The organism is Pseudomonas sp. TMB3-21 (assembly GCF_054898145.1).
Genome location: NZ_CM142718.1, coordinates 4,791,590 through 4,812,878, shown reverse-complemented (window position 1 = coordinate 4,812,878; position 21,289 = coordinate 4,791,590). Strand labels below are relative to the sequence as shown.

At 59.9% G+C, this 21,289-nt stretch carries 24 protein-coding genes; 10 read left to right on the top strand and 14 right to left on the bottom strand.

What is annotated here, in order from left to right; translation table 11 throughout:
* Window positions 1–58: 58 nt before the first annotated feature.
* Window positions 59–250, bottom strand: coding sequence for a DUF6026 family protein (locus tag ACYZTS_RS21845; RefSeq protein ID WP_028623570.1), 192 nt, complete (start codon window positions 248–250; stop codon window positions 59–61).
* 271 nt (window positions 251–521) lie between these two features.
* On the opposite strand from ACYZTS_RS21845, the gene gnd reads away from it, so the two are divergent.
* Genes gnd through ACYZTS_RS21830 form a run of 3 tightly spaced genes read left to right on the top strand, consistent with a single transcriptional unit; the run spans window position 522 to window position 3,840 of the window.
* Window positions 522–1,502 (top strand): phosphogluconate dehydrogenase (NAD(+)-dependent, decarboxylating), encoded by a 981-nt coding sequence (gene gnd / locus ACYZTS_RS21840; protein WP_028623571.1) that lies wholly within the window; start codon window positions 522–524, stop codon window positions 1,500–1,502.
* Complete coding sequence (gene zwf, locus ACYZTS_RS21835) at window positions 1,499–3,022, top strand: glucose-6-phosphate dehydrogenase (protein WP_461991992.1); 1,524 nt, start codon at window positions 1,499–1,501, stop codon at window positions 3,020–3,022. Before gnd ends, zwf begins: the two co-directional genes overlap by 4 nt.
* Window positions 3,019–3,840, top strand: a complete 822-nt coding sequence (locus ACYZTS_RS21830) for an HAD family hydrolase (RefSeq protein ID WP_461991990.1) — start codon at window positions 3,019–3,021, stop codon at window positions 3,838–3,840. Before zwf ends, ACYZTS_RS21830 begins: the two co-directional genes overlap by 4 nt.
* Before the next feature lie 165 nt (window positions 3,841–4,005).
* Here the strand turns inward: ACYZTS_RS21830 and ACYZTS_RS21825 are convergent, their stop codons facing one another.
* The 3 genes from ACYZTS_RS21825 to ppnN all read right to left on the bottom strand — a co-directional run bounded on the left by ACYZTS_RS21825 (window position 4,006) and on the right by ppnN (window position 7,540).
* Window positions 4,006–4,479 (bottom strand): LEA/WHy family protein, encoded by a 474-nt coding sequence (locus tag ACYZTS_RS21825; RefSeq protein ID WP_461991988.1) that lies wholly within the window; start codon window positions 4,477–4,479, stop codon window positions 4,006–4,008.
* 57 nt (window positions 4,480–4,536) lie between these two features.
* Window positions 4,537–6,009 carry a nucleobase:cation symporter-2 family protein gene (locus ACYZTS_RS21820; protein ID WP_461991986.1) on the bottom strand — a complete coding sequence of 491 codons (1,473 nt, stop codon included), beginning with the start codon at window positions 6,007–6,009 and terminating at the stop codon, window positions 4,537–4,539.
* A 157-nt stretch (window positions 6,010–6,166) separates the two neighbouring features.
* Complete coding sequence (ppnN, locus tag ACYZTS_RS21815) at window positions 6,167–7,540, bottom strand: nucleotide 5'-monophosphate nucleosidase PpnN (RefSeq protein WP_028623577.1); 1,374 nt, start codon at window positions 7,538–7,540, stop codon at window positions 6,167–6,169.
* Window positions 7,541–7,751: 211 nt separating this feature from the next.
* Between ppnN and ACYZTS_RS21810 the strand changes: the two genes are divergently transcribed.
* On the top strand, window positions 7,752–8,279 hold the full coding sequence (locus tag ACYZTS_RS21810) for a DUF3087 family protein (protein WP_461996513.1): 528 nt from the start codon (window positions 7,752–7,754) through the stop codon (window positions 8,277–8,279).
* Between the two features lie 22 nt (window positions 8,280–8,301).
* On the opposite strand, the gene ACYZTS_RS21805 is transcribed toward ACYZTS_RS21810, so the two are convergent.
* The 3 genes from ACYZTS_RS21805 to ACYZTS_RS21795 form a co-directional block, all read right to left on the bottom strand.
* Entirely contained in the window at window positions 8,302–8,676 is a 375-nt protein-coding gene (locus ACYZTS_RS21805) for a DUF2784 domain-containing protein (protein ID WP_028623579.1), read from the bottom strand.
* A 115-nt stretch (window positions 8,677–8,791) separates the two neighbouring features.
* A complete protein-coding gene (locus tag ACYZTS_RS21800; protein ID WP_028623580.1) occupies window positions 8,792–9,064 on the bottom strand; it encodes a hypothetical protein in 273 nt (90 codons plus the stop codon).
* Between the two features lie 237 nt (window positions 9,065–9,301).
* Window positions 9,302–10,021, bottom strand: coding sequence for an SOS response-associated peptidase (locus ACYZTS_RS21795; RefSeq protein WP_461991984.1), 720 nt, complete (start codon window positions 10,019–10,021; stop codon window positions 9,302–9,304).
* Window positions 10,022–10,237: 216 nt separating this feature from the next.
* Between ACYZTS_RS21795 and ACYZTS_RS21790 the strand changes: the two genes are divergently transcribed.
* Window positions 10,238–10,567 carry a hypothetical protein gene (locus ACYZTS_RS21790; protein ID WP_028623581.1) on the top strand — a complete coding sequence of 110 codons (330 nt, stop codon included), beginning with the start codon at window positions 10,238–10,240 and terminating at the stop codon, window positions 10,565–10,567.
* Window positions 10,568–10,573: 6 nt separating this feature from the next.
* Here the strand turns inward: ACYZTS_RS21790 and ACYZTS_RS21785 are convergent, their stop codons facing one another.
* The gene (locus ACYZTS_RS21785) at window positions 10,574–11,362 is read right to left on the bottom strand and encodes an alpha/beta hydrolase (protein ID WP_461991981.1); all 789 of its coding nucleotides are present in this window, start codon (window positions 11,360–11,362) and stop codon (window positions 10,574–10,576) included.
* An 88-nt stretch (window positions 11,363–11,450) separates the two neighbouring features.
* Here ACYZTS_RS21785 and ACYZTS_RS21780 point away from each other — a divergent pair, with 88 nt between their 5' ends.
* Both ACYZTS_RS21780 and ACYZTS_RS21775 read left to right on the top strand, forming a co-directional pair.
* Window positions 11,451–12,737, top strand: a complete 1,287-nt coding sequence (locus tag ACYZTS_RS21780) for an NTP/NDP exchange transporter (RefSeq protein ID WP_461991979.1) — start codon at window positions 11,451–11,453, stop codon at window positions 12,735–12,737.
* On the top strand, window positions 12,724–13,668 hold the full coding sequence (locus ACYZTS_RS21775) for an aldo/keto reductase (protein WP_028623584.1): 945 nt from the start codon (window positions 12,724–12,726) through the stop codon (window positions 13,666–13,668). The genes ACYZTS_RS21780 and ACYZTS_RS21775 overlap by 14 nt, the downstream gene beginning before the upstream one ends.
* Before the next feature lie 12 nt (window positions 13,669–13,680).
* Here the strand turns inward: ACYZTS_RS21775 and yghX are convergent, their stop codons facing one another.
* Together yghX and ACYZTS_RS21765 are read right to left on the bottom strand one after the other, a co-directional pair.
* Window positions 13,681–14,568: a YghX family hydrolase gene (gene yghX, locus ACYZTS_RS21770; protein WP_028623585.1), complete on the bottom strand. Its 888-nt coding sequence runs from the start codon at window positions 14,566–14,568 to the stop codon at window positions 13,681–13,683.
* Window positions 14,569–14,645: 77 nt separating this feature from the next.
* On the bottom strand, window positions 14,646–16,409 hold the full coding sequence (locus tag ACYZTS_RS21765) for an L-lactate permease (protein ID WP_461991976.1): 1,764 nt from the start codon (window positions 16,407–16,409) through the stop codon (window positions 14,646–14,648).
* Window positions 16,410–16,566: 157 nt separating this feature from the next.
* Between ACYZTS_RS21765 and ACYZTS_RS21760 the strand changes: the two genes are divergently transcribed.
* Together ACYZTS_RS21760 and ACYZTS_RS21755 are read left to right on the top strand one after the other, a co-directional pair.
* Window positions 16,567–16,803: a hypothetical protein gene (locus ACYZTS_RS21760; protein ID WP_028623587.1), complete on the top strand. Its 237-nt coding sequence runs from the start codon at window positions 16,567–16,569 to the stop codon at window positions 16,801–16,803.
* Between the two features lie 197 nt (window positions 16,804–17,000).
* Entirely contained in the window at window positions 17,001–17,381 is a 381-nt protein-coding gene (locus tag ACYZTS_RS21755) for a RidA family protein (protein WP_461991974.1), read from the top strand.
* A 17-nt stretch (window positions 17,382–17,398) separates the two neighbouring features.
* On the opposite strand, the gene ACYZTS_RS21750 is transcribed toward ACYZTS_RS21755, so the two are convergent.
* The 3 genes from ACYZTS_RS21750 to ACYZTS_RS21740 all read right to left on the bottom strand — a co-directional run bounded on the left by ACYZTS_RS21750 (window position 17,399) and on the right by ACYZTS_RS21740 (window position 18,900).
* Complete coding sequence (locus ACYZTS_RS21750) at window positions 17,399–17,884, bottom strand: hypothetical protein (protein ID WP_236645640.1); 486 nt, start codon at window positions 17,882–17,884, stop codon at window positions 17,399–17,401.
* 93 nt (window positions 17,885–17,977) lie between these two features.
* Window positions 17,978–18,226 (bottom strand): DUF6555 family protein, encoded by a 249-nt coding sequence (locus ACYZTS_RS21745; RefSeq protein WP_028623590.1) that lies wholly within the window; start codon window positions 18,224–18,226, stop codon window positions 17,978–17,980.
* Between the two features lie 116 nt (window positions 18,227–18,342).
* Complete coding sequence (locus ACYZTS_RS21740; protein WP_028623591.1) at window positions 18,343–18,900, bottom strand: ATP-dependent Clp protease proteolytic subunit; 558 nt, start codon at window positions 18,898–18,900, stop codon at window positions 18,343–18,345.
* 401 nt (window positions 18,901–19,301) lie between these two features.
* Between ACYZTS_RS21740 and ACYZTS_RS21735 the strand changes: the two genes are divergently transcribed.
* Window positions 19,302–19,748, top strand: coding sequence for a cupin domain-containing protein (locus ACYZTS_RS21735; protein WP_028623592.1), 447 nt, complete (start codon window positions 19,302–19,304; stop codon window positions 19,746–19,748).
* Between the two features lie 7 nt (window positions 19,749–19,755).
* Here the strand turns inward: ACYZTS_RS21735 and ACYZTS_RS21730 are convergent, their stop codons facing one another.
* A complete protein-coding gene (locus ACYZTS_RS21730) occupies window positions 19,756–21,180 on the bottom strand; it encodes an MFS transporter (protein ID WP_461991970.1) in 1,425 nt (474 codons plus the stop codon).
* Between the last annotated feature and the right edge of the window lie 109 nt (window positions 21,181–21,289).

Genomic DNA, 21,289 nt, shown 5'->3' with positions numbered 1-21,289 from the left:
GCACAAAAAAACCAGGCTGACCTTCTAACGGGAGGGTCTGAGCCTGGTTTTCTGTCGATTAATTGTGCAGCGCTTTTTTCGTCGTGACTGGCAACCGATAGTCAGCAGGTTGGAACTGCTGCAAAAGCTCTTGCAGGTGAGCGACTTCGCGCATAAGCAATTCGCGCTCATCGCGCAGCTGACGCAGTTCGTCGCGACGAATGGTGACGTACAGGGTTTGTAGGGGACGAGCGGTCATCAAATTGTCCATGGATCACCTCGCAAGCTTGCATCAACTGTGTTCTGGCCGCTCTTCGAACGGGACATAAACACTATCGGCAGCAATTTTGATTTCTTTTGCCCCAGATGGGAACTTTTTTATTTTTCATGGTCGTTGTGTCTTCGGCACGATTCCCGGCGTTATCTATCAGTATCGGGCACAATGCACGGAAACTTCGTCGCAAAGCTCTGGACTAACCCCCATTAGTCGCGTTGCGCTATAACCTTTGACACACTTTATTTGTAGTAGGGAGCATCAGTACATGCAACTCGGGATTATTGGACTGGGCCGCATGGGCGGCAATATTGCGCGGCGCCTGATGCTCAACGGTCACACCACCGTTGTGTACGACCGCAATACCGCTTTTGTCGATAACCTCGCAGCCGAAGGCTCCAAAGGCGTTATCGACCTGCCAGCCCTGGTGGCCGGCCTGGCCAAGCCGCGCGCGGTGTGGGTCATGCTGCCAGCCGGCGCGCCGACCGAAGACACCATCGAAGTACTGAGCACGTTGCTGGAACCCGGCGACACCATCATCGACGGCGGCAACACCTTTTATAAGGACGACATCCGCCGGGCGAAAAGCCTCTCGGAAAAAGGCCTGCATTACGTTGACGTCGGCACTTCCGGCGGCGTCTGGGGCCTGGAACGCGGTTATTGCATGATGATCGGCGGCGAAGCCGAAGTGGTCAAACGCCTCGATCCATTGTTTGCCAGCCTCGCCCCGGGCATGGGCGATATTCCGCGCACCAAGGACCGCAAGTCCGAAGATGACCGTGCCGAGCGCGGTTACATCCACGCCGGTCCTGCAGGTTCGGGACATTTCGTGAAAATGATTCACAACGGCATCGAGTACGGAATGATGCAGGCCTTCGCTGAAGGCTTCGACATTCTCAAGACCAAGGCCAGTGAAAACCTACCGGAAGACCAGCGCTTCGACCTCAATGTCGCTGATATCGCTGAAGTCTGGCGCCGCGGCAGCGTGGTGTCGTCCTGGCTGCTCGACCTGACGGCGGACGCTCTGGCCAGCGATCCGAAACTCGAGGGTTACTCGGGTTCGGTCGCGGACAGCGGCGAAGGTCGCTGGACCATCGAAGCTGCCATGGAGCAATCGGTGCCGGTACCGGTACTGTCGAACTCGCTGTTCTCGCGCTACCGTTCACGCGGGCAGGGCACCTTCGGCGACAAGATTCTATCGGCGCAGCGCTTCGGCTTCGGCGGCCACGTGGAGACTTCGAAAAAATGACCCGGTTGATCCGCAATAAATCCAAGGCTGAACCCGCACCACCGACCACGCTGTTTCTGTTCGGCGCGCATGGTGATCTGGTCAAGCGTCTGCTGATGCCGGCGCTGTACAACCTGAGTCGCGACGGTTTGCTGGGGGATGGTTTGCGGATCGTCGGCGTTGATCACAACGCTATTAGCGATGAAGCCTTTGCGAAAAAACTCGAAGACTTCATCCGTACGGAAGTGGCGGCGAAGGTCGGCAAGGGCGACGAGATTCTCGACCCGCACTTGTGGGCCAAGCTCGCCAGTGGCATCAGCTACGTCCAGGGCGATTTTCTGGACAACAGCACTTATCAAGCCCTGGCGGCGAAAATTGCCGCCAGCGGCACCGGCAATGCGGTGTTTTACTTGGCCACCGCGCCGCGTTTCTTCAGTGAAGTGGTACGGCGGCTTGGCGCGGCCGACCTGCTGAAGGAGACCCCCGACGCCTTCAGAAGGGTGGTGATTGAAAAGCCGTTCGGCTCCGATCTGCCGACTGCAGAGGCGTTGAACGCCTGCCTGCTCAGTGTCATGTCGGAAAACCAGATCTACCGGATCGATCATTACCTGGGCAAGGAGACGGTGCAGAACATTTTGATCAGCCGCTTCTCCAACAGCCTGTTCGAAGCTTTCTGGAACAATCATTACATCGACCACGTGCAGATCACTGCCGCCGAAACCGTCGGCGTGGAAACCCGTGGCAGTTTTTACGAACACACCGGTGCCTTGCGCGACATGGTGCCCAATCACCTGTTCCAGCTGCTGGCGATGGTGGCCATGGAACCGCCGGCCGCATTCGGTGCAGACGCGGTGCGCGGCGAGAAAGCCAAGGTGGTTGGGGCGATTCGCCCGTGGACGACCGAAGAGGCGCGCGCCAATTCAGTCCGCGGCCAGTACCGCGCTGGCGAAGTTGATGGCAAACCGTTGCCCGGTTACCGCCAGGAAAACAACGTAGCGGTCGACAGCACTACCGAAACTTACGTTGCGCTCAAAGTCATGATCGACAACTGGCGCTGGGTCGGTGTGCCATTCTACCTGCGTACAGGCAAACGCATGAGCGTGCGCGACACCGAGATCGTCATCTGCTTCAAACCGGCGCCGTACGCGCAGTTCCGTGACACCGAGGTCGATGAGTTGCAACCGACCTATCTGCGCATCCAGATCCAGCCCAACGAGGGCATGTGGTTCGACCTGCTGGCCAAACGGCCCGGCCCGGCGCTGAAAATGGCCAACATCGAGCTGGGTTTTGCCTACAAGGATTTCTTCGAGATGCAGCCGTCCACCGGCTACGAAACGCTCATCTACGATTGCCTGACCGGGGACCAGACGCTGTTCCAGCGCGCTGATAACATCGAGAACGGCTGGCGCGCCGTGCAGCCGTTCCTCGATGCCTGGCAGCAGGACGCAAACGTCGAGCATTACGCGGCGGGTGAGGACGGGCCGGCTACGGCAGAAGAGTTGCTGACTCGCGATGGTCGCGTCTGGCACGGCCTCGGATGAGTGAGCCGACGCAACAACCCATTCGTTTTTTGCTGAGTGACATGGACGGCACCTTGCTGCTGCCTGATCACAGCCTCAGTCAGCGCACCATTGACGCCGTGCGCTCCCTGCGCAAGGCGGGCGTGCTGTTCAGCCTGGCGACGGGCCGGCCGCCGAAAGCCATGCTGCAACAGATCGAAGCGCTCGGCGTGGACCTGCCGACAGCGGCGTTCAACGGCGGCACGATCGTCAATCCGGACGGTACGTTGCTGGTCGCGCATTACCTACCGGCGACCGCAGCGCTGACCGCCCTGACGCTGTTTGGCGATTTGCCGGACATTGAAGTCTGGGTGTTCAGTGGCGGCGACTGGCTGCTCAAGGACCCGACCGGGCCGATGGTGCCGCGTGAGCAGAGTGGTCTGGGGTATCCGCCGGTTGTGGTCGAGTCGTTCGAACCGTACTTGTCGCGCATCGACAAGATTGTCGCAGCGAGCAACAACGCTCAACTCTTGATCGAACTGGAAGCGCAGTTAATTCCGAAAGTAGAGGGCCAGGCGCAGGTATCGCGCTCGCAACCGATCTACCTGGATGTCACTGCGCTGCTGGCGAACAAAGGTGAAGCGTTGGCGACACTCGCCAAACACCTCGGTGTGCCGCTGCAACAGACTGCCGCCATGGGCGACGGCGGCAACGACCCGCCCATGTTCCACCGCGCCGGACTGTCGATCGCCATGGGGCAGGCCGAAGACGCCGTAAAGCGCCAGGCAGACGTCGTCACCGCCGCCAACACCGAAGACGGCGCGGCCCAGGCCATCGAACGCTACATTCTTCCGCGATAACTCAAACTCCTGTGGGAATACCTTGTGGTAGCAAAGCTTGCCAGCGATGACGCCGTGTCAGCCACCATCCATGCCACCTGACCCACCGCTATCGCTGGCAAGCCAACTCCTACGGTGAATCGGGGGCACCAAGAATCCCCCTCGCTGATCGCGACTAAAGGCTGCTTACCAAGTCCCAGTCACAGCCCCGGGCAAACTCAATTTGCCACTGTCCACAAACCGCATCGTCCCAAACAACCCCCCAGCCAGCTTGCCACGCAAAACGTAAGGCAGGTCATCCAGAGTTTGCGACCTGGTCAGCCCAACGGTCTGGCGAAACACGGAGAACGCCGACACACTCACCGGCACGATCAGCACGGTTTCAGAAAACCGCGCAATAGACCCGGACTGGTCGCTGACGCCGGAAGCAAGGGGCTGCCCATTGACCTCCAGATCCAGCGCCACGCCGTTGTAATCGATGGTCGTGTCATTGGGATTCTGCACGCGGATTTTCACCGCAAAACGCACTTCCATGCCCTGACCTGGCATCGGCTCAAGTCCGACCACGTTGATGTTCAACGGATCGTGCTGGGGCAGCAGGGCGCAGGCGCTGAGGGTGAGCATCAGCAGGGAAAGAATCAACGCGTGGACACGGCGCATGGGCACACTCACTAAAAAGAAAAAGGCCGAACCCGCTAGGCTCGGCCTCACGCCTGCCTAGCGGTTCATCTGTCCGACCACCCCGGGCACTGCCGGTTCAGCCTTGCTTGTAACCTCGGGATTTTCCATCACCTGAAGAATCGACGCTTCCGGGTCGAAATCATCTTCTTCCAGCTCGATGAATTCCTCCGGCAGGAAGATGTTCAGCACGATAGCGCACAACGCGCCGACGGTGATCGGCGATTCGAAGATGTTGTGCAGCGCCGTGGGCAGCTCGCGCAAAACCTCCGGCACCGCCGCGACGCCCAGGCCCAAACCGAGGGAAATGGCCACGATCAGCATGTTGCGTCGATGCAGCCCGGCCTCGGCGAGGATCTTGATACCCGCCACCGCGACCGTGCCGAACATCACCAGCTCGGCACCGCCCAGCACCGGTTTGGGCATCAGCTGCAGCACCGCGCCAATCATCGGGAACAGCCCCAGCAGCACCAGCAGCCCGGCAATGAAAAACGCCACGTAGCGGCTGGCAACGCCCGTCAGCTGGATCACCCCGTTGTTCTGCGCAAAGGTCACCATCGGCATGCTGTTGAACACCGCCGCCATCGCCGAGTTAAGCCCGTCGGCCAGCAGCCCGGACTTGATCCGGCGAATGTACAGCGGACCCTTGACCGGCTGCCGGGAGATCATCGAGTTGGCGGTGAGATCGCCCGCTGCTTCCAGTGGCGATACCAGAAAAATCACCGCGATCGGTATGAACGCCACCCAATCGAAATTGAACCCGTATTTGAACGGCACCGGGACGCTCATCAGCGGCACCTCAGGCATGCTCGCAAAATCCACGTGCCCCATGAACCACGCCACCGCATAACCGAGGGTCAGGCCGATCACGATTGCCCCGAGGCGCAGGAACGGCACATCGACCCGATTCAACACCACAATCGTCCCGAGCACCAACGCAGCCAGCGCCAAGTGACTGCCGGCGCCCAGGTCCGGCGCGCCGAAGCCGCCAGCAATATCGGTCATCGCGACTTTGATCAGCGACAACCCCATCAGTGTGATGATCGTGCCGGTGACCACCGGGGTGATCAACATCCGCAGTTTGCCGATGAACTGGCTCAGCAGCACCTCGATGAACGCGGCAAAAAAACACACGCCGAAGATCGTCGAGAGTATCTCCTCGGTGCCGCCACCTCGCGCCTTGACCATGAAGCCGGCGCTGAGGATCACGCTGATGAATGAAAAACTGGTGCCTTGCAGACAGAGCAAACCGGAGCCGACCGGGCCGAAGCGTTTTGCCTGGACGAAGGTGCCCAGGCCCGAGACGAACAGCGCCATGCTGATCAGGTAGGGGATCTCACTTTGCAGGCCGAGGGCGCTGCCCATTATCAGTGTGGGAGTGATGATGCCGACGAAACTGGCCAGCACATGTTGCAGCGCGGCGAACACCGTTGCGGTCAGATGAGGGCGGTCGTCGAGGCCATAAATGAGATCGTTGTTGCGCGGGGCGGGGGCTTTTTCAGAAGCGGTCATGATGATGTGCGTGCCTGCAGGCGGCCGGGTCAGAAAATGGACGCGCAGGATGCCAGAAAGCCCCTGTCCTAGCGAGCGATGAGCATTGCAATGTGAGGCTGCAAGGCAATGACCTGTGGCGAGCAGGTTGCCTGCCTCGCCACAGTCTTGAGCAGGTTTACGCGACCACTCGATAACACGGCACGTAGTCTGCACCGCCGGGCAGTTTCATCCGGTGCTGAGCGACGAAGGCCTTCAGCAACTGATCGAGCGGTTGCATGATCGCCGCGTCGCCACGGATCTGATACGGACCGTGTTCTTCGATCAGGCGAATTCCCTTGTCCTTGACGTTGCCGGCGACGATGCCGGAGAACGCGCGCCGCAGGTTGGCGGCCAGTTCGTGGGCCGGCAGGTCGCGGCTCAGTTTCAGGTTGGCCATGTTTTCGTGCGTCGGGTCGAACGGACGCTGGAAGCCTTCGTCGATCTTCAGCAGCCAGTTGAAATGGAACGCGTCGTTGCGTTCGCGGCGGAACTGTTTCACCGCTTTCAGACCCTGGGTCATCTGCCGGGCCACTTCCGCCGGGTCGTTGATGATGATCTCGTAATGCTGCTTGGCCGCGTCCCCCAGCGTCGCGCCGACAAACGCGTCGAGCTGCTCCAGATACGGCGCGGCATGTTTCGGCCCGGTGAGGATCACGGGGAACGGCACGCCTTTGTTGTCCGGGTGCATCAGGATGCCGAGCAAGTACAGGAATTCTTCGGCAGTACCGGCGCCGCCTGGAAAGATGATGATGCCGTGACCGACGCGCACGAAGGCTTCCAGACGTTTTTCGATGTCCGGCAGAATCACCAGCTCGTTGACGATCGGGTTCGGCGCTTCTGCGGCGATGATGCCGGGTTCGGTCAGGCCGAGGTAACGTCCGCCGTGGATGCGCTGTTTGGCGTGGGCGATGGTCGCGCCCTTCATCGGGCCTTTCATCACGCCGGGGCCGCAACCGGTGCAGATGTCCAGACTGCGCAGGCCCAGTTCGTGGCCGACTTCCTTGGTGTATTTGTATTCTTCGGTATTGATCGAGTGCCCGCCCCAGCAGACCACGATTTTCGGCTCGATACCGGGACGCAAGGTGCGCGCATTGCGCAGCAGGTGGAATACGTAGTCGCTGATGCCCTGGGAAGTGCTCAGGTCGATTCGCTGGCTGTCGAGTTCATTCTCGGTATAGACGATGTCGCGCAGGGCGCTGAAGAGCATCTCGCGGGTACTGGCAATCATTTCGCCGTCGACGAATGCGTTGGCCGGAGCGTTCAGCAGTTCGAGGCGCACACCACGGTCCTGCTGGTGAATGCGGATTTCGAAGTCTTTGTAAGCTTCCAGAATGGTCTTGGCGTTATCAACATGGGCGCCGGTGTTGAGAATGGCCAGGGCGCACTGGCGGAAGAGGGTATAGGTGCTGCCGGATCCGGCTTCGCTCAGTTGTTGAACTTCGCGTTGAGAAAGGGTTTCCAGGCTGCCCTTGGGGCTGACGGAGGCGTTGATTACATGTCGTTGGGTCATTCAGTAATCCTTAAAACGATGTCACCCGCCGACGGCGCATGGCATCCGAATAGTGTGTATCCAAGAAAGAAGATGGCACGAACTGAGCTGTATCGCTACGTTCCCCTTTGACGATGAAAAGATGTAAAGGAGCCCCAGCATAGCTAAATCCCCCACAGAGGCGATAATGCCCCGCAGTCTTTTTGCCGATCACGTGAGGAAACCCGACGCAATGTTCGATATCCAGCCGCAAAATCCCGAATTCTACCGCCGCCAGACGCGCCGCAGTACGGTCATCATCGCCCTGATTTTCCTGGCCTTGGCGATGACGCTGTCGACTGCGGCGGTCAGCCTGTTTGGCGAGCCGGGCGGCGATAATCTGCGCTTCAACGTGGGTGGTGTGTTTGTCGCGGTGTTGCTGATGGTTGCGCTGATGCGCAGTGTGTTCTGGGAACAGGAATGGATGGCGCCGGCGGTCTACGGCTGGCAGCTCAAGCGCAGCCTGATGAGTGTTACCAACGTCATGCATCAAGTGACAGCGGCGGTTGAGAGAGAAGATCCGAGCGCCATGAAGCTGCTGCGTTTTTATCATTTGGGGTTGAGCCAGATGCACGAACTGGATGGAAATTCCAGCGATCATGGCCAGTTGATACGGGAGATGGATCTGCATAAGGACAGGATGGAATCCTTGGGGCTGGACCCGAACCAGACCCGTTTGAACCCGGCCTGGATCGATGCCGTGAAGCAACCGGCGTCCTGATCAACTGATTGCTCGCTGAGTTTCAGTGTGAGCGTTGGGTCGTCCGGCGTTTGATCAGCGTGGCGTAAATCACCAGATTGATTCCCAACACCACTGCGCCCAAAACCCATTGAATACCGGGCGTCAGACCTGCCGGATAAATGATCGGCCAGACGTAATGGTCGATGAAACCGCCGCCATAACCGGTTTGCCCGGCGGCAAGGCGGGTGGAGTTTTCCCAGGTTGTCAGCGGGCAGGGCAGGTGCAGGACCTCAACACACACTCCCCACAGTGCTGCGGGCAGATGCAGCCAGATCAGCGGCCGCCAACTGAGCACCAGCAGCCCGCCGAACAGCACGAACAGAATGAACGCCAGATGGAACAGCACCAGGCCGTCGGCGGCGATTCGATAAAGCATGGCTGGGCTCCACGTTATGTTGCTGATGCGCGGAGTCTGGCGCGAACTTCTGGCCAGGTACAGGTCCGATTGTCCCCATCACTGACCATGGAAAATCAGCCCCGGCGAAACCGGATCAGTGATCATCCACCGGCAATTCATCCGGATGAGCCGCGCGGAAGCCTAGCGTTTTGTCGATCCACGCATTCAGTTCGTTGACCCGCACCGGTGGCTTGCCCGGATAGTCCTTGAGGGCCAGGCGCAGGCGGCTTTCAATTCCCGAAACTGATCGAAGATTGCGGGTCTTGATGTATTGCCCGATAAAGCAGTCAAGCTGTAAGCGTTCAGTCTTGGAAAGATGAACATACGGCAGACTGACGACGGGATTCGATGAAAAATCGTCGCGCAATTTAATACTCTTCAAGTCTTGGATGTATGGAGATTTCAGCATTTGCTGACTGATCGGTCAGCCAGATAACTCAATGGTTATGCGGCGCGCATGCTATCCGGAGTAACCCGTAATGTATGTAATACAATCTGGTTGTCTGACAAGCGGTGGAATATCAATCTGCCAGTGACCGCCAGACTGTCTCTGCCATGAGACAGTCCGTGTAACGGATAACGAAGCGAACGGTCTATACAGGTATCAATCTATGAGAGGTTTTTGGCGATACTGATCGGATCCAATCGCTTCCTCGATCAGCGATGCATCTTTGTTTCTGACATTGCCAACAGCTTTACTGACCCTGTACCACTCGAACGCGTCGCTGCTTTCCCCCTGTAATAGAGCCATTTGCTCGGCACGTTCGCGTGGCGTGGCAGGGTCCAGCCATTCCCGCGCCAGTTCCGGGGAAAACACCACCGGCCGACGATCGTGGATGTCGAGCATGCCGCCGGCGCTGTCTGCCGTGATGATCACAAAACCGTCATCGTCCCGCGACGGCTCATCTCGTTGGGGAAACTGGCCGATGGCGGCGCAAAATACCGGCGCGCGATCACGGCGGCGGATCAACCACGGCTGACGGGTAGAATCGCCAGGCTCTGTAACCCATTCAAACCAGCTGTCGACCGGCACGATTGCCCTGCGTGACCAGATCGCCCGAAAAAAAGGACCGTAGGCGACTTTTTCGACCCGCGCATTGATGGGTGCCGCACGGTCTTTCGCCCAATGCGGGCGCCATCCCCAGCGCACTTTGTCCGCCGTCAGGCCGTTGTCTTCCTGATGCAGCAATGCCAGCTGATCGGTAGGCGCGGCGTTGTAGCGGGCCAACGGCTCGTCGCCGACGTGATTGATCAACGCATCGGGAATGCTCAGCACCGCGACAAAGTCATGGATGCCGCGGTATTGGGTCAGTCTTCCGCACATGGGGGTGATCTCTGGCCAAACGTTTTGATTAATCATCTTGAGTCAGAGCGCGGCCCGCAAGTTCGCTCTCCTTGACAACTTGACCGCACTCCGACCCTCTGCGAACGCCGCGAGTCATTCGTCAAATAACCAGTGAATAAGGCATTTTGCTGGCCCCTCGGTGACCTGCACCTCGGCAAAATCGCTTCATTTTCAGCCGGTTAGGGCAGGGTTTAAATGCGGATTGTATGGATCACACTGGTTTCCCTCGGCCTGACAGGCATCGCTGTCTCCGCGTCCGCCAAAGAGCTCAAGGACAACGACCGCTACATGTGCAGTTGGGGCGCGGGTACGGCGGCAAGGGCGCAGGAGCTCAAACTCGCAGGCGTGTCGTTGTATGCCGCCCGGCAGAAACTTCAAACGTACAAATTCAACAAGCCGTGGATGCGCATGATGGCCATGGGCATTACCGAGCAAACTTACGACAGCTCGTCGCGCCTCAAGCCGGCAGCGTTGCGCAAGAGTTTTTATGACGATTGCCTGCGCTACAAATTGGCGCGCAAGTGATCGCGCCTACAGACCTTCCGCCAACAGCTTGAAATAGCCGGGGCTGTCCGATAGCGAATTGTGCCCCGCACCCGGTATGACCTTTAACGTTGCCACCCCGGGGGCGAAATGCTCGAGCAGCGCTTCAGTGCTGGCGCGCGGGATGACCTCGTCATTTTCAGCCATCACCAGCAGCGTCGGCACGTTGATATCAGCGGCGTATTTGAACGATTCAAACGTGTCCTTCAATAACCACTTCACCGGAAAAATCGGGTACTGGCGCACCGCGAGGTCTTTCAGGCTGTTGTAAGGCGTGATCAGCACCAGACGCGTCGCCGGACGGTGGCTTGCCAGGCGCACCGCGACGCCGGAGCCGAGGCTGCGGCCCATCACGGTAATCTGTGGATGTTCGCCGTAAACGCTGTCGAACAGGGTCATCGCATCGCGCTGGATCGCTTCCTCCGAGGGCGAGCCGGTACTGCCGCCAAACCCCCGATAGTGCATCAGGTACAACGCATGTTCGGGAAACGCCTGGCTGAACTCCGGCAGGTTCCTCGAGACATCCTCGGCATTGCCGCCAAAATAAATCAGCGCTTTGGGCCCCGCGTGGGGTCTCACACTCACCAGCACTTGCGCGTCGGCGACCGCCAGCGTCATCAGGGTCTCGGCACCACCGACAGTACGCGGTTGCGGGAAATAGATCAGCGAGCGTTGAAACACGAACAGCGCCGCGCAGAGCGCCAGGTACAAGAGAACGGCGATGGCGAGGATGGTCATCAATGTTCGCGGCATTCGGCTAACGTTAGGGGTCGGCATTGATTGCTCTTGGCCGTAGTGTGCAGGTGCTTGAGCGCTGCCAGAGTGTAGTTGAACCCAGGCAAGTGGGCTGAAGAGGAGGGCACCGATGCCCATCGCCGCCAAATGGCTGAATGTCCTGCCCAGCGAAAGGGCCGCGCTGATCCTCGGCTTCGGCTTTCATTTCTGCGTGCTCGCCAGCTATTACCTGGTGCGGCCGTTACGCGATGCTCTGGGCCTGGAAGGCGGCGCCGGTCAGCTGCAATGGCTGTTCACTGCGACATTCGTAGTGATGCTGCTGATGGTGCCGGTGTTCGGTGCCCTCGCTTCGCGCCTGCCGGCCACGCGTTTTGTGCCGCTGATTTATCGTGCGATTGCCTTGTCGATGTTGCTCTTCGGTGGATTGATTGCCAACCACGTCGCACCGGTCGCGGTCGGGCGGGTTTTTTTCGTCTGGATCAGCATTTACAACCTGTTCATCGTGTCGATTTTCTGGAGCGTGCTGGTCGACCGTTTCTCCAGTGAGCAGGGGCGGCGGCTGTTTGGTTTCATTGCGGCGGGCGGCACCCTTGGCACGTTCATCGGGCCGCTACTGGCGGCCACCATGGCCACGCGACTCGGGCCGGTGGCGCTGACGGTCGGGGCAGCGCTGCTGCTGGAAATGGCGGTGCGCTGCTTTCGTGCCTTATTGTCGCGCACGGCCTCGCAAAGCGGCCGTTCGTCGCTGGATGACCGGCGCATGGGCGGAGGCATGTTGGCCGGAATCACCCTGATATTGCGCTCGCGCTACCTGCTGGGGCTGGTGCTGTTCATGCTGTTGCACACCAGCGCGGCGACATTGTTGTACTTCGAACAGGGACGAATTGTCGCCGACAGCTATTCTGATGTGGCCAGCAGGACGCAATTCTTCGCCCTGGTCGATTTGACCGTGTCGGCGCTGACCCTGATCTTCCAGCTGCTGCTGACCGCACCCCTGATTCGCCTGATCGGCATCGGCGGTGCACTAGCCATGTTGCCGCTGGCGACCATTGTGGCGTTTACGGCGATGGCCATGGCGCCGGTGCCGGCCACGGTGGCCTTGTCGCAAGGGCTGCGCCGCGCCGTCGAATTCGCGATCGTGCGACCGGCCCGCGAGGTGCTCTGGACGGTGGTCAGCCGCGAGGAAAAGTACAAGGCCAAGAATGTCATCGAGACGCTGGTCTATCGCGGCGGCGACGCGGCCAGTGGCTGGTTGTCCGTCGGTTTGACGACAGTGGGCGCGGGGTTCGGGCTGGTCGCGCTGGTGATCGTACCGATTGCCGGATTGTGGGGCGTTTTATGCGCCTGGCTGGCCAGGCAGCAGGCGCACAAGGCGCAGCGCAACGAAGCGGAGGAACACGGCCATGAGCCGCACTGAAGGTTTCACACGTCGCAAATTACTCACGCTGGCTGCCGGTGCTTCGGCGGTCCTCACCTTTGATCGGGCCTTTGCGACTACTGCGCCATCGAAGGACACAGGAGGCAAGACCATGCTGACCCGCGCCATTCCTTCCACCTCCGAACCATTGCCGCTTGTCGGTCTGGGCACGTATCGCGGCTTTGACGTCGCGCCCTCCGACGCCGCTTACAAGAATTTGCCCGCAGTGCTCAGTGCACTGTTCGCAAAAGGTGGAACGGTGATCGACAGCTCACCCATGTACGGTCGCGCCGAGCAGACCACTGGCGAGCTGCTGTCGATCCATGAACCCCGTTCGCCGGCGTTTCTGGCGACCAAGGTGTGGACTCGCGGGCGCGAGGAAGGCATTGCGCAGATGGAAGAATCCTTCCGGTTGCTGCAGACCGACCGCATCGACCTGATGCAGATCCATAATCTGCTGGACTGGAAAACCCACCTGCCGACGCTGCGCAAATGGAAGGAAGAAGGGCGCATTCGCTACATCGGCATCACCCACTACACGGCGTCGGCCTACGATGAAGTGGAGGCGGTGCTGAAGGCCGAGCCGCTGGATTTTCTGCAGATCAACTACGCGCTGGATGACCGAGGCGTGGAAAAACGCATCCTGCCGCTGTGCCGGGAGCGCGGTGTGGCGGTGATGTGCAATCGGCCGTTCGGCGGCGGCGGATTGCTCGCCCGCTTGAAAGACAAACCGCTGCCCGGCTGGGCGTCACAGGTGCAGGTCAACAGCTGGCCGCAATTGGCGCTGAAGTTCCTGCTGGCGCATTCGGCGGTCACCTGCGTGATCCCCGGCACCGGCAATCCGCGTTACATGGCGGACAATGCCGGTGCGGGGTTCGGCCCGATGTTGACCGGTGCACAGCGCGAGCAATTGATTGATCTGGTGGGTTAAAAACAGTTTGCGTCAGACCAGATAGCGGCGAAACCAACCCAGCGTCCTGTCCCAGGCGAGCTGGGCAGCGGCTTCGTCGTAACGCGGTGTGGAATCGTTGTGAAAGCCGTGGTTGGCCCCCGGGTAGATCCAGGTTTCGTACGTCTTGCCGCCCGCTTTCAGCGCCTGTTCGTAGGCTGGCCAGCCTTCGTTGATGCGCGTGTCCAGCTCGCCGTAATGTATCATCACCGGCGCTTTGATTCGCGGAACATCCTTGGCCTCTGGCTGCCGGCCGTAGAAGGACACGGCGGCCCCCAGCTCCGGAAACGCCACAGCCGCCGCGTTGGCTACACCGCCGCCGTAACAGAAACCGGTGATGCCGACCTTGCCTGTGGTTGCGTCGTGCTGCATCAGCCACTCGATGGCGGCGAAAAAATCATTCATCAGTTTCTCGGGGTTAACGGTCGCCTGCAGCTCGCGACCCTTGTCATCGTTGCCCGGATAACCGCCCACAGACGTCAGGCCATCTGGCGCGAGCGCGATGAACCCGGCTTTGGCCACCCGCCGCGCAACGTCCTCGATGTACGGATTGAGCCCGCGATTTTCGTGAACTACTACCACGGCGGGCACTTTGCCGCTGGCCTTGGCCGGACGCACCAGATAGCCACGGACCTGGCCGTTTCCCTTCGGCGAGGGATAGGTGATGTATTCGGCGATGATGTCCGGGTCGGTGAATGCCACCTGCTCGGCCAGCGCGTAATTCGGGCTCAACGAGGCGAGCAACGCCCCGGCGGTCAATCCACCGAATGTGAATAGCGCGGCGCGATCGAGAAACTCTCGCCGATTGATTTTGCCATGCGCGTAATAGTCATAAAGCTCCAGCAGTTGCGGGGCGAAGTCTTTGGCGGTCAGTCGATTCATCTGTTCAATTCCTCCAGAAGGTAGCGGCGCCAGGTTCGCTCGCGATGGGCAAACCTGGCTCCCGTGGATAAATCGCGTCAGCGCCCGCCGACGACCATGCTGCTGAACGGCTCCACGTAGGCCTGCAACGTCACCAGCCCGCCGACCAGAATGGCCAGGACGATCGAGTGGAAGAACACGTAGCGCAGGATTTCCCCTTCATGGCCATACCAGCGCGTGGCGGTCGAGGCCACCACGATCGACTGCGCGTCGACCATTTTGCCCATGACCCCACCGGAGCTGTTGGCAGCGGCCATCAGTACCGGGCTGAGACCGAGCTGCTCGGCGGTGACGCGTTGCAGGCCGCCGAACAGCACGTTGGAAGCCGTGTCCGAGCCGGTCAGGGCGACGCCGAGCCAGCCCAGCAGCGTGCCGAACATCGGGTAGAAAATCCCCGTGGCGGCGAACGCCAGTCCCATCGTCGCGTCGAGTCCCGAGTAGCGCGTGAGAAAGCCGAGGGCGAGCATCGCGACAATGGTGATCAGCGAATACCGCACCACCCATATCGTTCGCACGTACTGCTTGATCAGCTGCGGAATGGAGTAGCCCATCAGCAGGCCGCCGAGAATGGCCGACAGGAGAATGCCGCTGCCGGTGGCGGTGAGCCAGTTGAAGCGATACACCGCGTCTTCGGTTTTGGCCGTCGGCACTACCGGCGGTACTTTTTCGATCTGCTGGTGAATAGTCGAGAAGGTGATGGTCGGTGCGAACACCGGGTTGGCTTCGCGCATCGGCTTGCCTTGCGGATCCAGCCTGGCTGAGTTGGTCACCGGGTCGATGGCCGGGCGGGTGTCGAAAATGTTTTTGAAGCTCTGAGTGCCCCAGGCGAACACGAAGACGGTCAGGATGATCCACGGCATCCACGCACGCATCACCGCCGAGCGGTTTTCACTGTTGAAGCTTGAGGTCGCTGTCGGTTTGACGTCGTGCTCTTCGGCGATTTTGGAGTTGTCGACTCGCCCCGACAGCGCGGCCGAGGTGTGGATGGTGGCCGGCTTCCAGACCTTGATGAAGCCGGTCAGGCAGGCCATCGAGATCAGTGCCGCGATCACGTCAACCAGTTGCGGCCCGTGGTAGTTGGACACGATGAATTGCGGGACGGCGAAGCTGACCCCGGCCACCAGAATCGCCGGCCAGATTTCCAGCATCTTGCGCCAGCCGGCGAATGCCCAGATCAGCCAGAACGGCACGATCACCGAGAAAAACGGCAGTTGCCGACCGACCATCATCGACAGCTCCATTTCATCCAGCCCGGTCACTTTGGCCAGGGTGATGATCGGCGTGCCCAAGGCACCGAACGCGACGGGTGCGGTGTTGGCGATCAACGCGAGGCCGGAAGCGGCCAGCGGCGAAAAGCCGAGGCCGATGAGGATGGCCCCGGTCACCGCGACCGGCGTGCCGAACCCGGCAGCGCCTTCGAAGAACGCGCCGAAGCAGAAGGCAATCAGCAGCAGCTGCAATCGTCGGTCGTCGGTGATGCGCGCGAGGGAATCCTGCAGTACCTTGAACGAGCCATTCTCGGTGGTCAGCCGGTGCAGGAAAATGATGTTGAGGACGATCCAGCCGATCGGCAGCAGACCGTTGGCGGCGCCGTACAGCGCGGCGGAACCGGCCATGTCGGCAGGCATGTCGAACGCGAAAATAGCAATGAGCAAGGCTGAACCCAACGCCATCAAGGCCGCCAGGTGCGCTTTAACATGGAAAAACGCCAGGGCCGCCAGCATCACCACAACCGGCACGGCGGCCATGATGGTTGAAAACACCGGGCTATTGAACGGATCGTAGATTTGCTGCCAAACCATGTTCCACCTCTGCTTTTATTGTTGGTAATGCAGACCCCGGGGGGGACGGTGGCTTGTAGTATAGGTGGCATTACGACGCTGTCAGGCCAGGTTTCCATCGGTTTGAGTGAGCGATTTTGGTGCGTGAAGATGGCTTAACCACGATGAGGATGCAGTGATGACTGAACGGCATTTGCTTCACACGGAAACGCTTTCCAATGGATGCGAGATCAAGGTCAAGGCCGAGATTCTGAGGGATGGTTCGTTGGGGATGTTTATCGGGGTGTACTTGCCCAATGGCACGGCGGTCGAGGAAAACGACCATCCAAAGCTGCATTTCCTCGACATGGAAGGGGCGATGGAGTGGGGCGTCGGGGAGGCCAGGAAGATCGGCAACAGTCAACAGACGTTGTAGGGTCCGATAATCCTTGTAAGCCGGAGACCAGCACCGGCCACCTACTGATTCCCAACGCCCGCCTCGTGCGGGCTTTGTCGTTGAGGCCGATTGATCGTTGCTCTTGAAGGCTAACTGCAGGTTTCAAACGGCCGCCTGAACAACCTGTCAACGAGCCTGTAAACTGCACCACTTATCTCCACAAACAAGAGCACCTCATGGCGAACCAAGACATCTCCTTCCTGCCCGACCCAGACGCAGATTCCATCTCTTCCGACGTTGCCGGTTTTGCCGGGCTGCTGGTTTCCACGCAGATTCCGACCCGTGCTGACGGCAGTCTTGAATTGGGCGGAATTGTCGAACAGAGCGAGTGCACGCTGCAGGCGTTGAAAGTGGCGCTTGAACGTTCGGGCAGCTCGATGGATCGGGTGCTGCATCTGACCATCTACCTGACCGACATGGCTGATCGCGCCGCGTTCAATGAAGTCTACAAGCGCTTTTTCGCGAAACCCTGGCCGGTGCGCGCCGCAGTTGGCGTAGCGGCGTTGGCAGTTGAGGGCATGCGTGTGGAAGTGACGGCAATGGCTGCGAAAGGCTGAAGCCGGCGATCAGCGTATCAGGTGCAACTGACGCTGACGGCTTTGGCGGCGCGCAGCAATTGCTGCTTTACATCGACCGGTATGCGCTGTTTTTTCAGGCGCTGCTCGAGGAAGATCTGGTCGCCGCGGGTGTCCACTTCCGCGTCGATCACGGCGTTTTTGGCTTCGATTGACGCCGCGTGCGCCTCGATGGCCCGGTCAACTTCTGCTTCATTGGTGGCGGCATCGAGTGCGCGGATCAGCGCCGCCACTTCGTCCTCTTCCGCCTTGGCATAATCGTCAACCGTCAGCCCGGCCGCGAGCGCACGCGCCTGGACTTCCACACCTTTGAGGGTTTGCTTGGCTTCGCCACACAGCGATTGCTGCGTCCGGGTACCAACCGCCTCCCAGTAAAAGAGCCCGTAAGTGGTCGTGGCGATCAATGCCACAACGATGGACGCTGCCAGAATCCGCTTCACGGCGACGCTCTCGAATGCCTGGCGGGTGACTCTTCGCTCGAACATTGTGTTGCCTCTGCCAACGAACTAAAAGCGTAGCACTGGAATCGGTTTAACCCCGATTCCAGTGCTCGTGCAAGCACTATGCGGACCGGCTGATCAAACCTCGGTCCATTCAATGGTCTCGGATTCGCGCCATTTCACCTCCGTAATGCCATAACGCTCGGCCTGCGGCTTCGATAGAGTCTTCAGCGGCCGCCGCCCCGGTTTGGGAATCGGCGCAATGCCAGCGTCACAACTCGCCCAATGCCACGCATCCGCGTTTTGCATCATTTGCGCGCGGATGATGAAGGATTTGGCCTTGCCATGAAGGTTGTATTCGATGATGTACAGTCCCGTGCGATTCATAAGGCCCCCCTTAATGCTCTTAAGCAAATGAGTGGGCCCGTCAATAAAAATTCAAAAGAATTGCGCAGTGATTTTTAGCTCTTGATTTGCAATGGGTTTGCTTGAGTTGCGTTGATCTATCCGCCGCTAACCGTCCAGTGTTTTACGCCCTCGTCGAAGACCATCTGCTTGATCTCGTAAGCGATCCCATATGCCAGGGAGTCTTCGGCGGCGATGACTTTTTCCTCGGCAGACAGGCAGTGGAAAATATCCAGTTTGGTCTCGGCGTGGGCGGTTTCCAGGGAGAAAATCTGCACGTAGCGCGCCAGGTCGTTATCCAGGCTGGACAGGTATTCGCGCAGGCGTTGGTGATCTACGGATTTCTGATTGAAATACCAGTTCATCGGGTGAATCAGAAAACGTGAGTGCGGCGAGGTGATGCGGTGCCCTGCGGCGAGAAACATGATCATGCCCATCGATTCGATATTGCCGGCATTCACCGCGCAGAGCGGCACCGGCAACGACTTCAGAAACGTGTACAGGGTGAAACCGAAGTTGGTGCTGCCACCCGTGGTGGACAAGTTGAGCATCAGCGAGGTGGCCCCCTGATTCAGGGCTTCAAGGCAGCAATCACGGAATCGCTCAGTCGTGCCCTGATCGATCTGGCAATGGAAGTGGACGATGTGTTCGCTCATCGGCTTGTCCTGCTCTCTGGAGGGCCGGTTCAGCCCTTGTGCTTGATTTAAGGATTGACCGGTTTCAGAAAAAATCAACGTCGCTGCGCAGACGCGTTCGTGTAGCAGCTGCCGAGCCTGCGAGGCTGCGTTCGGCTGCGCAGCAGTCGTCAGTTCCGGGAACAAGGTTTTCCTGACCCACCGCATAGGTCTGTTTTACGACTGCTGCGCAGCCGGACGCAGCCTCGCAGGCTCGGCAGCTGCTACAGGGGCCTGCGGGAAAACGGGGATTTGTATCGCCACGTATCGCCGGCGTACGGAGCCATGTTCGCTTACAAAACCACGACATTGGCGACACGAGCGCGATACACGGCACCTGCTTAATCGGGCCACCACAAACGGTATCAACCCGGAGAAGAACCATGTCACTGATCAAATCCCGTCACCCAGGTCGTCTTTACGCGTTCGCCCTGGCCACCGTAGCTGCACTCGCCAGCTACTCGGGCGTTTCCCAAGCTGCCGACCCTGTGCCGGCAAAAAGCTGGCAGGCCGGGCTGCATCGCACTGATTTGCTGCGCCAGGACCTTGATGTTTCCGGGCGTGAAGTGATCCAGGTTCGCGTCGACTTCGAGCCAGGTGTTGCCTCGCCCAATCATTCTCACCCTGGCGTGGAAGTCGCTTACGTGATCGACGGGACGTTCGAATATCAACTCGAGGGGCAGCCGCCGGTGACGCTGAAAGCGGGGGATTCGCTGTACATACCGGCGGGCACCGCGCACATCGCCAAGAATGTCGGCACGGGCAACGCATCGGAACTGGCCACCTACATCGTCAAAAAAGGTGAGCCGCTGGTGGTGATCAAGCCATAAACGAGCGTCAGGGACGGTTTCGCCGCGCAACCAGTGGGTGGATGGTCAGTGCAATCATGATTGCCAAAGCCATCAATCCTGTGGCGACGGCGAAGGTGATGCGCATCCCGTGCGCTATGGCTGCGGGTGGCGCCGTGCGGATATCTGCCACGCCGGTGGCGAACACGAACACGGCGCCCAGCGCGGCCGCACCAGTGATCAAGCCGAGGTTGCGCGACAGATTCAGCAAACCCGAAATAACGCCGCGCTGGTCGGCTGCGACGTCAGCCATTAGCGCGGTACTGTTGGCGGTCTGAAAAGCACCATAACCGAGCGTCAGTAGCATGATCGATGCAACGTAACCAGCCATGCCCAGCGTCTGCGGCAATATTGACAACGCGAGGCCGCCGATCGCCATCGCGATCAACCCGGCGAGGGTCATTGGGCGGGCACCGAAACGGTCGGCCATCCGCCCGGCGGGCACACCCGTCAGCGCCGCCACCACCGGCCCGACTGCGAGAACCATCCCGATGGTCACGGCGTCAAGCCTCAGTGCATGCGCGAGATAAAACGGCCCGACCACCAGCGTCGTCATCATGACGCTCATCACCAACGCACTCATGATCAGGCCGCCGCTCAGCAGCGGGTCCCGAAACAGGCTCAACTGAATCAGTGGCGAGGCAGCGCGCGACTCGATGAGCACAAACAGCCCGACGCCGGCGACACTTGCTACCAGCAAAGCAGCATTCACCACTCCGAACTGACCCTGTCCCAGCGTCACCGACAATGCGTATGCCGCCAGCGTCAGGGCCAGCACCAGCGTACCGGGTGCGTCGAAGCGTGGCGGCGATGTGTCGGTTTTGTTGCGGTCGGCTGGCAGATAGCAATGACCGAGCAGCCACGTCATCAGGCCCAGCGGCACAGTGATCAGGAAGAGTGCGCGCCAGCCAAAACCCTCAATCAGCAATCCGCCGAGGGACGGCCCCATGGCCGTGCCAATCGCTGACATCGTCCCCAGCAAGCCCATGGCGCCGCCGGTTTTATCCTTCGCGACCGTCTCGCTGACCATTGCCAGGGTCAGCGCCATCATGATGGCTGCGCCGAGCCCCTGCAGCGCCCGGGCAGCGATCAGTATGTCCAGAGTCGGTGCAATGCCGCACAGGCCCGACGCCAGAGTAAACAGCGCGATTCCGATGAGCAGCAGACGCCGACGACCGATCCGGTCGCCGAGCCGCCCGGCACTGACAATGAGTGTGGTGATGGCCAGCAGGTAGGCGATGACGATCCACTGCACCTGCTGAAAACTGGCGCCGAACGCCTGTGCCAGAGTGGGCAGCCCGACGTTCGCGATGCTGGTGCCGAGTGACGACAACAGCATTGATAGCGACAGGCAAAGCAGTGCCCAGCGCCCGGATGATGTCCGTTGACCGCTGACGGCAATGGTCGATTTCACGTTATATCCCTCGATTTCGTTAGCGCCTGCAGCGACGCTGTTCGAAATCTACGCCGAGGCCTAACATGGCGGAAGGCGCACGGGTTGCACTTTATACATGCGCGTCACG

What these genes read in the sequence shown, in the direction of transcription:
- gnd (WP_028623571.1), top strand. Translation starts at nt 522, where the DNA reads ATGCAACTCGGGATTATTGGACTGGGCCGCATGGGCGGCAATATTGCG.
- ACYZTS_RS21750 (WP_236645640.1), bottom strand. Translation starts at nt 17,884, where the DNA reads ATGTTCGAGCGAAGAGTCACCCGCCAGGCATTCGAGAGCGTCGCCGTG.
- ACYZTS_RS21765 (WP_461991976.1), bottom strand. Translation starts at nt 16,409, where the DNA reads ATGGTTTGGCAGCAAATCTACGATCCGTTCAATAGCCCGGTGTTTTCA.
- ACYZTS_RS21795 (WP_461991984.1), bottom strand. Translation starts at nt 10,021, where the DNA reads ATGTGCGGAAGACTGACCCAATACCGCGGCATCCATGACTTTGTCGCG.
- ACYZTS_RS21745 (WP_028623590.1), bottom strand. Translation starts at nt 18,226, where the DNA reads ATGAATCGCACGGGACTGTACATCATCGAATACAACCTTCATGGCAAG.
- ACYZTS_RS21735 (WP_028623592.1), top strand. Translation starts at nt 19,302, where the DNA reads ATGTCACTGATCAAATCCCGTCACCCAGGTCGTCTTTACGCGTTCGCC.
- ACYZTS_RS21780 (WP_461991979.1), top strand. Translation starts at nt 11,451, where the DNA reads ATGCCCATCGCCGCCAAATGGCTGAATGTCCTGCCCAGCGAAAGGGCC.
- zwf (WP_461991992.1), top strand. Translation starts at nt 1,499, where the DNA reads ATGACCCGGTTGATCCGCAATAAATCCAAGGCTGAACCCGCACCACCG.
- ACYZTS_RS21820 (WP_461991986.1), bottom strand. Translation starts at nt 6,009, where the DNA reads ATGACCGCTTCTGAAAAAGCCCCCGCCCCGCGCAACAACGATCTCATT.
- ACYZTS_RS21740 (WP_028623591.1), bottom strand. Translation starts at nt 18,900, where the DNA reads ATGAGCGAACACATCGTCCACTTCCATTGCCAGATCGATCAGGGCACG.
- ACYZTS_RS21755 (WP_461991974.1), top strand. Translation starts at nt 17,001, where the DNA reads ATGGCGAACCAAGACATCTCCTTCCTGCCCGACCCAGACGCAGATTCC.
- ACYZTS_RS21760 (WP_028623587.1), top strand. Translation starts at nt 16,567, where the DNA reads ATGACTGAACGGCATTTGCTTCACACGGAAACGCTTTCCAATGGATGC.
- ACYZTS_RS21785 (WP_461991981.1), bottom strand. Translation starts at nt 11,362, where the DNA reads ATGCCGACCCCTAACGTTAGCCGAATGCCGCGAACATTGATGACCATC.
- ACYZTS_RS21790 (WP_028623581.1), top strand. Translation starts at nt 10,238, where the DNA reads ATGCGGATTGTATGGATCACACTGGTTTCCCTCGGCCTGACAGGCATC.
- ACYZTS_RS21810 (WP_461996513.1), top strand. Translation starts at nt 7,752, where the DNA reads ATGTTCGATATCCAGCCGCAAAATCCCGAATTCTACCGCCGCCAGACG.
- ACYZTS_RS21775 (WP_028623584.1), top strand. Translation starts at nt 12,724, where the DNA reads ATGAGCCGCACTGAAGGTTTCACACGTCGCAAATTACTCACGCTGGCT.
- yghX (WP_028623585.1), bottom strand. Translation starts at nt 14,568, where the DNA reads ATGAATCGACTGACCGCCAAAGACTTCGCCCCGCAACTGCTGGAGCTT.
- ACYZTS_RS21845 (WP_028623570.1), bottom strand. Translation starts at nt 250, where the DNA reads ATGGACAATTTGATGACCGCTCGTCCCCTACAAACCCTGTACGTCACC.
- ppnN (WP_028623577.1), bottom strand. Translation starts at nt 7,540, where the DNA reads ATGACCCAACGACATGTAATCAACGCCTCCGTCAGCCCCAAGGGCAGC.
- ACYZTS_RS21825 (WP_461991988.1), bottom strand. Translation starts at nt 4,479, where the DNA reads ATGCGCCGTGTCCACGCGTTGATTCTTTCCCTGCTGATGCTCACCCTC.
- ACYZTS_RS21830 (WP_461991990.1), top strand. Translation starts at nt 3,019, where the DNA reads ATGAGTGAGCCGACGCAACAACCCATTCGTTTTTTGCTGAGTGACATG.
- ACYZTS_RS21805 (WP_028623579.1), bottom strand. Translation starts at nt 8,676, where the DNA reads ATGCTTTATCGAATCGCCGCCGACGGCCTGGTGCTGTTCCATCTGGCG.